Consider the following 8831-nt stretch of genomic DNA (forward strand, 5'->3'; position numbering starts at 1 on the left):
TAGTCGTATCGGCATACGGTTTTGGGGGAACGATGCTTGCAGCGGCTCTGGTCACGGCGATCGTCGCGTTGACGGCGCCCGCCGCCGACCCGATCGAGGCACACCTTCAGCAGCACCGCGCTGACCAGCGCATTCCCGGCCTGGCCTACGCGGTGGTCAGCGGCGATCGGGTGGTCCGGCAGGGCGCGTGGGGTGTCGACGGCGACGGCCACGCCGTCACGGCGCAGACGCCGTTCCTCATCGGATCGGTGTCGAAACCGGTCACCGCTACCGCGGTGATGCGGCTCGTCGAGGCACGCCGGCTCGCCCTCGATGATCCGGTGCGCCGGCATCTGCCCTGGTTCCGGCTTGCCGACGGCCAGGCCGCACAGCACATTTCGGTACGGCACCTGCTCACCCACACCAGCGGACTACCGCGCTGGGCCAGCCGGACCGACCGCTTCGACAACAGCGCCGGCGGGCTGGCCCGCTCGGTCCGCGACCTGGCCGGCGTGCGCCTGCAGTCCGCGCCCGGCACCCATCATCACTACAGCGACGCCAACTACATGGTGCTCGGCGCGGTCGTCGAAGCGGTCACCGGGCAGCCGTTCGGTGCCGCGCTGCGCCGCGAGGTGCTCGATCCGCTCGGCATGCGCCACTCCGCCGCCACGCAGGCCGAGGCCGACAGCGTCGGCTTGCCCGCCGGGCACCGCTACTGGTTCGGGCAGCCACGCCGGTTCGACGCGCCGTATGACACGTCCGGTGTGCCCTACGGCTATGTCGCCGCCAGCGCCGACGACCTGGCCCGCTTCGCGATGGCCCACCTCAAGGGCGGCCGCCTGCTCTCGGAGGAAACGCTGAAGCTGATGCACACCGGGGAGTACGGGTTGGGCTGGCGGACCAGCACCCTCGACGGCATCGGCACCCGCCTGGTCTGGCACGCCGGCGCGACCCCGGGCTATTTCGCCAACGTCGTGCTCGCGCCCGAGTCCGGCTCCGCGGTGGTCGTGCTGGGCAACAGCTACAGCCCCGCGCTGGACGCCCCGCTCGCTGCCGCGGCCTTCGACGTCACCCGTCTGCTGCACGGCGGGACACCGACGTCCAGCAACGACGGTGACCCGCTCATGCGGGCCATGCTCCCCGTGCTCGTCGCCGTCGCGGGCCTGCTCACGGTCACCGCCATCTGGTCCCTGACGCGCGCCATCCGCTCCAGCCGACCAGCGGAGCCTCGCCTCAGGTCGACCCTTGCCTGGCTCGCCGCCTGCACAGCCGTGGCCGGTGTCGCCGCGCTTCTGCCGAGCATGATGGGCAACGACCTCGGCCAGGCCCTGCTCTGGATGCCCGACGTGGGCTGGGCGATCATCGCAGTGATCACTCTGGCTGCGCTGCTGGCTGCCATCCGCGTCGGCATCGCCGTGGCCCGCAGGCGTGCCCGCCCCGTTGGCGTTGAAGCAGCACAGCGGCGACCAGCCTGACGGCCGGGCGGTGCGCTCAGGCCGTGGGTGTCCACTGCTGGACGGACACCGTGACGTCGGTCACGCCGTTCGGGTCGGAGTGCTTCCACAGGGGCCAGCCGCAGCCGTGCAGCTCAGCCCAGCCGATGCTGACCGGTTCCGTGAGCTGTTCCTCGGCCAGTGTGCCGATGTCGCCGGCCATCGTGCCGTGAGCGAAGGTCAGCTTCTCGCCGCCGTTGCTCCGCCATCGAAGGAGGAATCGTTGGTTCGCGCAGCCGTTCATCGTCGCCGGGTACGAGTGCGCACAGTCATCACCGGCGCAGAGGCTGGTCCATTCCCCGAAGACGCGGGTCTGATCGGCCCACTGGTCGGCAAGCTGCCAGCCGGCAAGGGTGTCCGGGAAGTCCGGCCCCTGGCCGGAGTGCAGGGTGTTGGTGCTCGCCTCATCGGTCCACGAGGGGCCGAGGCCGGGGATCGCCGAGACAACGCTCCGGGGAAGCAGCCACGCGGTGGTGCCCGCACCAGCGGCAGCGAGGACGGTCAGGCCGGCGAGCAGGACGACGAAGCGGGACCGAGGCATGACGGAGACCGTAGTGGATCACTGCGGGCTGACGTAGACCCAGAGGTCCAGCATGGTGTCCGCGTCGAGGGGAACGTGCAGGTCGCCGACGCGCTGCCAGCCCTCGGAGTCGTAGAGGGCGACGGCCGTGGGCAGGGTCTGGCCGACGTCGAGGACGGCGCGGCGGCCGAGCTGCGGTGCTGCGGCGGCGGCATGGCGCAGCAGGAGCCGGCCGAGGCCGGTACGGCGCTGGCCAGGGTCGACGAACAGGCGGGCCACGAGGGCGAGCCGGTCGACAGGCAGGCCGGTCGCTCCGGCGGCGACGTCGAGGGTGGGGTCGTCGGGCGGGGTGTGCAGGGCGACGTGGCCGACGATGTCGCCGTCGAGTTCGGCCACCCAGGCGGCGGCCTCGACGCCGGCGGTGAAGAAGCCGGGCACCTCGTCGGGCGCCAGGTGCATCGGATAGCCGTCGGTGCGGTGGACGCGCAGCAACAGGTCGACGCAGGCGGGGCCGTCGGCGGTGGTCTTCTCGCGGATCACTGCGGGCACGGGCGGATGGTAGTTGATCGTTCGTAGAGGGCGAAGATGTCGCCCTGCATCGGGAGGTCTTTGACGTGGTGGAAGCCGAGTCGTTCCATGACGGCGCGGGACCGCTGGTTGCGGGTCTCGGTGAAGGAGACCACCTCGGTGGCGCCGAGCTCGCCGAAGGCGTAGTCGAGGCCGGCCCGGCCGATCTCGGTGGCGTATCCGTGGCCCCAGAAAGCGCCGTGCAGGGCCCAGCCGAGTTCGAGGCGGTCCCGGCCGTCGACGTGGGCGCGGGACAGCCCGCCGCGGCCGACCCGTGCGCCGGTGGTGCGGTCGTAGGCCATCCACTTGTGGACGCCGTCGCGCTGCCAGTGCCGGCCGATCCGGGTGGCTTCGGCAACGGCCTGCTCGGGGGTCCAGTCGCCGTACCACTCGGCTACGGCCGGGTCGTGGAACAGTTCGTACAGGTCGGTGGCTTGCTGTGGGCCGATCGGCTCCAGGCGCAGGCGGTCGGTGAGCCGGCCGCCGTCCTGGAGCAGCGTGAGCTGCTCGCCGTTCGGCAGGTGGGTGGCCTCGACCTCGCGGAAACCGCACCGGCGGTAGAAGGTGACGGCCCGGCCGCCGGTGGCGACCCAGAAACGGTCGATGCCGGCGTCGGCGGCGTGCCGCCTCAGGTGGGTGATGAGGTTCGCGCCGACGGCGCGGTCACGGCGGTCGGGGCGCACGATCATGCCGACCACCCAGGGTCCGCGGTCGGCGAGTTCGGGATGTTCCACCGGCACGAGGCCGACCCCGCCGACGACCTCCCCCGCGTCGTCGGTGGCGACGACGGTGAGCGGCGCCTCCCGCCGGGTGGCCTCGACCCACCACTGCGGGTCTTCGCGTCCGGCGTGGCCGCTCCATTCCTGCCAGCGGATTCGGGCCAGCGGAACCAGCAGGTCCGGGCGGTCGGCGAGCAGCGCGACGGTCACCGGGGACATGCGCTCAATCGTCGAACTCGAAGCCGGTGGTGTCGGCCAGGTCGACGAGTTGCCGGAGCCGGTCCTCGTTCGTCGCCACCGCCTGCAGGCGGGCGGCCAGGTCCTCGATCACGGTGCGGTCCTCGCTGTAGGCGCAGTAGGCCCCCGCCTCCGGGTCGGACTCGAAGCGGTCCTTGAGGGCGGCGGCTTCGGACGCGACGAGGAGCTGCACGATGCCGTCCCAGAAGTAACCGTTGGGCTCGTGCCCCAGCTCGGCGATCACGTCGTCGACGTCGGTGGTTCCGGCTTCGAGCCAGAGGCTGTACCGGCCGGACTCCTCCTGGTCCACTTCAATGAGGTCCACCGGGGGAGTGTGGCACAGCGGATACGGTTCGGGCGTGACGTCCGGACCCACTCCCCGATCGGTGATCTTTCTTGATGTGGACGGGCCGCTGATTCCTTTCCAGCGGCGGCGAACGGGTGCGGCTCGCACGCCGTCGGCGGACACGGCGGGCAATCCGCTGCTTGATCGGCTCGATCCCGCTGACGGGCGCCGGCTGCTGGCGCTGGGCGGCGAGCTGGTCTGGGCGACCACCTGGGGTGAGGAGGCGAACGAGGTCGTCGCACCACGGTTGGGCTTGCCGGTGCTGCCGGTCGTGCAGTGGCCGGAGGAGGACGGCGAACCCGAGCGCGGTCTGCACTGGAAGACCGTGGCACTGGTGCGGTGGGCGGCCGGGCGCTCGTTCGTGTGGCTCGACGACGAGGTCACCGACGTGGACCGCCGGTGGGTGGCCGCGCATCATCCGGGGCGGGCGCTGCTGCATCGGGTGGATCCCCGGGCCGGCTTGGCGGAGGCGGATTTCGCCGCGGTGTCGCGGTGGCTCGGCGCCGCCTGACACCTGTGGCGCGGATCACTGCTCGCTGGGTGCAGGGAGCGATGCCGGCCCGCGCGGGGCGGCGTCCAGCAGCGGCGTAGGCAACCGAACCTGTCGATCGAGCGCGGGAACGAGCATTCGCTGTGGGTTCGTTTGCTCGGGCGCGGAGGGCGGTCGCTTCCGGTGAGCCGGGGGCGCAGGTGGCCCTACCGTGTCCGGCAGACACGGGGAGGAGATCACAGGTGAGCGATGTGAAGCTGGCGGCGCGGGTGGCCCGGGCGGCGCTGGGCCGCGACCCCGGTCCGCTGGTGGCGACGGACAGCCTGTCGCATCACGTCTACATCGGCGCAGATGTGGTCGTGAAGCTCATCGACGCGGCGGGTCACTCGCGGCTGGACCGGGAGATCGCCCTCGTGCCGGGTCTGCCCGGTGGGCTCACGGCGCCGCTGCTCGCCAGCGGCGTGCACACCGTCGACGGGCGCGACGTCCGATATGCCTGTTACACCCGGGCGCCGGGCGCGGCACTCGGCATGGGCATGCCCGGGGCGGGTGCGGCTACCGTACGGTCAATGGCTGAGCAGGCCGTGCGCCGCCTTGGGGCGCTGCATCAATGGGTGCCGGCGGGCGAAGCCGCGCAGGTCCTGCGGGAGCCGCTTGAGCATGGCGGGTTCGTCAGCCGGGCTGGGCTGTTCGCCGAGATCGAGGGTCTGGCGGCGGCTGACCGGGAGGGTGCCGTGCCGGCCCGGCTGCTCGACGGGCTCACGGCGATCGCGCAGCACGCGCCAGCGCAGGCTCGGGTGGCTGTGCCGGTGCACGCGGACTGCCATTGGGGCAACTGGCTGGCGGCGGACGGCCAGTTGACGGCACTGCTGGACTTCGAGTGGGCGCGGTTCGGTGATCCGCTCGACGACTGGTTCTACGTGATCGCGGACAGCAGTGGACACCTGGAGATCGCGCTGGAGGTGGTCGCTGGCGAGACGGGTATCGCGGCGGATGTTCTGCGTGCGGAGTGCGAGGTGCGGGAGGCGACATATCTGGCGTCGGACATTCGTCTGGCGCTCACCGAGCCAACTGTCCACGGGTGGCTGCTCGCCCAGCGGCTGAGCCGGTTGGAGTCGCTGATCGTCGATCGCCTGTGGTGGAGTGCCGTACCCGGCCGGTGATCATCCGCGGATTGACTCGCCGGGGCTGCCCGGGTCACGCCGCGACGGTGGCCCGCATTTCGCGGCGCAGGCGTGCGGCGAGGACCGTCACCACCGCGCCGGCCAGGACGACGACGCCGAGGGCGTACCGGAAATTGGTTGCGTCCGCGAGGACGCCCACCAGCAGTGGCGCGAGGAGGAAGCCGAAGCGGGAGACCATGGAGACCAGGGCGATGCCGGCGGCGCCGGAGGTGCCGGCGGCTCGGCCGGCGACGCTGAAGGCGGTCGGGAAGATCGGGCTGGCGCCGAGGCCGACCAGGGCGAAGCCGGCGATCGCCGCAGCCGGATGGTTGATCGCGAGGCCGGCCGCGAAGCCGAAAGTGATCAGCAGGCCGCCGGTGAACAGGACACGGGACTGGCCGAAGCGGTCGGTGAGGCGGTCGCCGACGAACCGGCCGGCGGCCATGAAGACGGAGAACGCGACGAAGGCGAGACCCGCGACGCCGGGGCCGGCGCCGAGGCCGGTCGACAGGTAGACGGCGCTCCAGGACTGCGGGACGTCCTCGATGAAGGCCGCGGCGAGCACGAGCAGGCCGGCGACCGCCAGGATCGGGGTGGGCCGGGCGATCCGGGTGCGTCTGCCGCCCTGCGGCCGGGGCTGACGGTGGGTGAGCAGGCCTCGGCCGAGCAGCAGGGTGATCGTGCCGAGCAGGGTTCCGGCGGCGAGCAGATGGGCCCACACCGGCAGGCCGGCGGCTGCGGCGGCCGCGCCGGCGACGCCGCCGGTGACGGCGCCGACGCTCCAGGAGGCGTGGAAGCCGTTGAGCATCGACCGGCCGGAGCGCTGTTCCAGCAGGACGCCGTGGGCGTTCATCGCGACGTCCATCAGCGAGTCGATCGCGCCGAGCAGCAGCATGGCCGCGGCCAGCGGCCACCATCCGCCGGCGAGGCCGGGCAGGGGCAGGCAGAGGCAGAGCGCCGTGATCGCGGTGAGCAGGGCCCGGCGGCTGCCGAGGCGGTCGACGATCGCGCCGGCCGGCAGGGTGAACAGCAGACCGCCGAGCGCGCCGCTGGTCAGGGCGAGGCCGAGCATGGTGGCGTCGAGCGACAGGCTGTCCTGCACAGTGGGGATGCGCGGAGCCCAGGTGGCGAACGCCGCCCCGTTGGTGAAGAAGGCGGCGAGTACCGCCCAGCGTGCACGCTGCAGAGTGATCACGCTGTCTCGTACCCGGCGCCGCCGGACTTAGTCGGGATCGACAGCGGTCGAGGGTGGGAGTAGATTGGCTGCTCCGATGGGAGATAACGGCACGAGGCAGCCCATACGCCCGTGAACGTGACAGGACCGCCGATGAAGACCTTCCAGTTCCTGGCTGCGGCGTTGATCCTCGCCGTCGCCGCCCTGCTGCTGCTCCTCGCGATCATGTCGATGTAGGCGCCCGAACACCACACTGACGGTGACAGACGTGGATGCCGGCGTGCCTCCAGAATGGCGACGTGAAAGAGGCCGGCATCACCGCCCCGGGCGCGCTGCTCATTCCCGCGATTCTTTACATTTTCTATTCGGCGGTGCACACCCGGTGGCCGGAGAGCTACGTCTCGGCGTCCGAGGACGTGGGCCTGGTCATCAATCGTTCCGTCACCCGTTATCTGCTTTTCCTGACCGTGCCGACCTATCTGGTGACGTTGATCGTGGCCACCACCGTGGACCGGTTTCGCGGCAGTGCGCTGGTATGCGCGCTGCTCGGTGCAGCGATCCACGTCGGCCGGACGCAGTTCGCGCACTACTTCCGGGTCATCCGGCGGGTGCACAACCACACGAGGTTGCCCGCGGTCCTGGTTGCTGCATCGGCCGCCGGGCTGGTCTTCGGGTCGGCACTGCTGGGGAGTCTGGGGCCGGGGCCGTTCACGGCGGTGGTCCCGCCCGTGGACGAGTTCTTCAAGTCGCTGTGGACGACGATGCTGGTGGCGCTGCTGGCGGTGTTCGCGGTCAAGACGTGGGGCGACACCAGCTCGGGATACACCCTGGTGGTCCGGTCGCGGCGGGAAGTCGGCCCGGAGCTGCTGGCTTTCGCCGAGGAGAAGGCGAAGGAGGCCGGCGCTGATCCCACGCTGGTGGAGGCGGTGCTGCTGGCCGAGAACCTGCAGCGGCCGTCGTGGGTGCGCCGGCTGGAGCGGTGGAAGGGCAGGATTCGGGGCGAGGGCACGTACGGCGTGATGCAGGTGCGGTCGGACCGGCCGATCAGCGACCGGGAGTCGATTGCCGTCGCGATCGAGCGGTTCTTCGCGCGGGCGGAGGTGCCGCGCGAGGCGTTCGGGTATGAGCAGGAGGCCCTGGAGACGTTCCTGTTCGGCTACAACCCCGATGAGAATTTCATCGAGACCACGACGCGGATCATCGACGAGATCTTCGTCCCCGACGACGATGAGGATTTCGAGACGGCGGACCAGCTCGGCACGGTCCCGGAGGCAGGCACGCCGGAAGCACGCACACCTGAGGCACGCACACCAGAGGCACGCACACCGGAAGCACGCACGCCAGAGGCACGGACGCCAGAGGCACGCCCACCAGACGCATGGACGCCAGAGGCACGCACACCCGAAGCACGCCCACCAGAGGCATGGACGCCAGCAGCACGCACACCGGGGGCACGCAGGCCGGAAGACGGCTGGATGCCGGAGGAGCCGTCCGGGGAGCGGCTGGAGATCGCCGCGAGCATCCTGGTGGGCATGGGTTCCCGATTGGCATCCCCACGGGAGGGCGTCGCGTCGATCGCCTCGCTGTCGTTGCCGGAGCTGCGGCAGCTGGCGGAGGTGCTCAACCGGCTGCCGCAGGTCGACACGCCGGAGTCGGCGAAGTTCCACCGGGAGCTGCGGCGGGCGCTGCTGGAGCCACCGGCCGACGTCGATCGCTCGGTGTGACGCCGAAAACCCGGACGGACGGCTCGACCTAGCGGGCTCGGTGCCAGCGCAGCGGACCTGGGCGGATGTTCCACCAGATCCGCGCCCACCATGGCCGGCGGCGCCGCAGTGTCGAGGTGAAGGCCAGCACCTGGGCGGCGGCCCGGTCGGCCGCAGCCGCGTCGGCGTCACCCGGAGCGAATCCGGCGGTGTTCACGGCCGCGACCAGCTCGTCGAGTGGCGGCAGCGGCGCGGCTTCGCGCCAGGGGTCGAACTCTGCCGCGCTACTCGCCGCCTGGGCGGGGCTGGCCGCCTGGGCGGAGCCCACCGCCTGGACGGACCTAATACTGCTACGGCGGATCACTACTTCGAGTAGTTCTGGATCGTTTCCCGGACGTGGTCACGGTTGAGCAGGTGCAGGGTTGGGACGAGGCGTTCGG

10 protein-coding genes are annotated in these 8831 nt (G+C 71.4%); 4 read left to right on the top strand and 6 right to left on the bottom strand.

Annotated elements, in window-relative coordinates; translation table 11 throughout:
- Nucleotides 1–32 precede the first annotated feature (32 nt).
- The gene (locus AB0F81_RS36695; protein ID WP_360205042.1) at nt 33–1454 is read left to right on the top strand and encodes a serine hydrolase domain-containing protein; all 1422 of its coding nucleotides are present in this window, start codon (nt 33–35) and stop codon (nt 1452–1454) included.
- Between the two features lie 16 nt (nt 1455–1470).
- On the opposite strand, the gene AB0F81_RS36700 is transcribed toward AB0F81_RS36695, so the two are convergent.
- Genes AB0F81_RS36700 through AB0F81_RS36715 form a run of 4 tightly spaced genes read right to left on the bottom strand, consistent with a single transcriptional unit; the run spans nt 1471 to nt 3840 of the window.
- On the bottom strand, nt 1471–2013 hold the full coding sequence (locus AB0F81_RS36700) for a hypothetical protein (protein WP_360205045.1): 543 nt from the start codon (nt 2011–2013) through the stop codon (nt 1471–1473).
- Between the two features lie 18 nt (nt 2014–2031).
- Nucleotides 2032–2541, bottom strand: a complete 510-nt coding sequence (locus AB0F81_RS36705) for a GNAT family N-acetyltransferase (RefSeq protein ID WP_360205048.1) — start codon at nt 2539–2541, stop codon at nt 2032–2034.
- Nucleotides 2529–3497, bottom strand: coding sequence for a GNAT family N-acetyltransferase (locus AB0F81_RS36710; protein WP_360205050.1), 969 nt, complete (start codon nt 3495–3497; stop codon nt 2529–2531). The genes AB0F81_RS36705 and AB0F81_RS36710 overlap by 13 nt, the downstream gene beginning before the upstream one ends.
- Before the next feature lie 4 nt (nt 3498–3501).
- Complete coding sequence (locus AB0F81_RS36715; protein ID WP_360205053.1) at nt 3502–3840, bottom strand: Imm51 family immunity protein; 339 nt, start codon at nt 3838–3840, stop codon at nt 3502–3504.
- A gap of 34 nt (nt 3841–3874) precedes the next feature.
- Between AB0F81_RS36715 and AB0F81_RS36720 the strand changes: the two genes are divergently transcribed.
- Both AB0F81_RS36720 and AB0F81_RS36725 read left to right on the top strand, forming a co-directional pair.
- Nucleotides 3875–4372, top strand: a complete 498-nt coding sequence (locus tag AB0F81_RS36720) for an HAD domain-containing protein (protein WP_360205055.1) — start codon at nt 3875–3877, stop codon at nt 4370–4372.
- 221 nt (nt 4373–4593) lie between these two features.
- Nucleotides 4594–5514 carry a phosphotransferase gene (locus tag AB0F81_RS36725; RefSeq protein ID WP_360205057.1) on the top strand — a complete coding sequence of 307 codons (921 nt, stop codon included), beginning with the start codon at nt 4594–4596 and terminating at the stop codon, nt 5512–5514.
- Nucleotides 5515–5548: 34 nt separating this feature from the next.
- On the opposite strand, the gene AB0F81_RS36730 is transcribed toward AB0F81_RS36725, so the two are convergent.
- On the bottom strand, nt 5549–6709 hold the full coding sequence (locus AB0F81_RS36730) for an MFS transporter (protein ID WP_360205060.1): 1161 nt from the start codon (nt 6707–6709) through the stop codon (nt 5549–5551).
- Between the two features lie 278 nt (nt 6710–6987).
- On the opposite strand from AB0F81_RS36730, the gene AB0F81_RS36735 reads away from it, so the two are divergent.
- Entirely contained in the window at nt 6988–8412 is a 1425-nt protein-coding gene (locus AB0F81_RS36735) for a hypothetical protein (protein ID WP_360205063.1), read from the top strand.
- 28 nt (nt 8413–8440) lie between these two features.
- On the opposite strand, the gene AB0F81_RS36740 is transcribed toward AB0F81_RS36735, so the two are convergent.
- The gene (locus tag AB0F81_RS36740; RefSeq protein WP_360205065.1) at nt 8441–8719 is read right to left on the bottom strand and encodes a hypothetical protein; all 279 of its coding nucleotides are present in this window, start codon (nt 8717–8719) and stop codon (nt 8441–8443) included.
- Between the last annotated feature and the right edge of the window lie 112 nt (nt 8720–8831).

It is taken from the genome of Actinoplanes sp. NPDC024001 (genome assembly GCF_040638955.1).
Taxonomy (GTDB): domain Bacteria; phylum Actinomycetota; class Actinomycetes; order Mycobacteriales; family Micromonosporaceae; genus Actinoplanes.

Excerpts from the sequence above, each read along its gene's own strand:
- AB0F81_RS36695 (WP_360205042.1), top strand. The coding sequence starts at position 33 with ATGCTTGCAGCGGCTCTGGTCACGGCGATCGTCGCGTTGACGGCGCCC.
- AB0F81_RS36700 (WP_360205045.1), bottom strand. The coding sequence starts at position 2,013 with ATGCCTCGGTCCCGCTTCGTCGTCCTGCTCGCCGGCCTGACCGTCCTC.
- AB0F81_RS36710 (WP_360205050.1), bottom strand. The coding sequence starts at position 3,497 with ATGTCCCCGGTGACCGTCGCGCTGCTCGCCGACCGCCCGGACCTGCTG.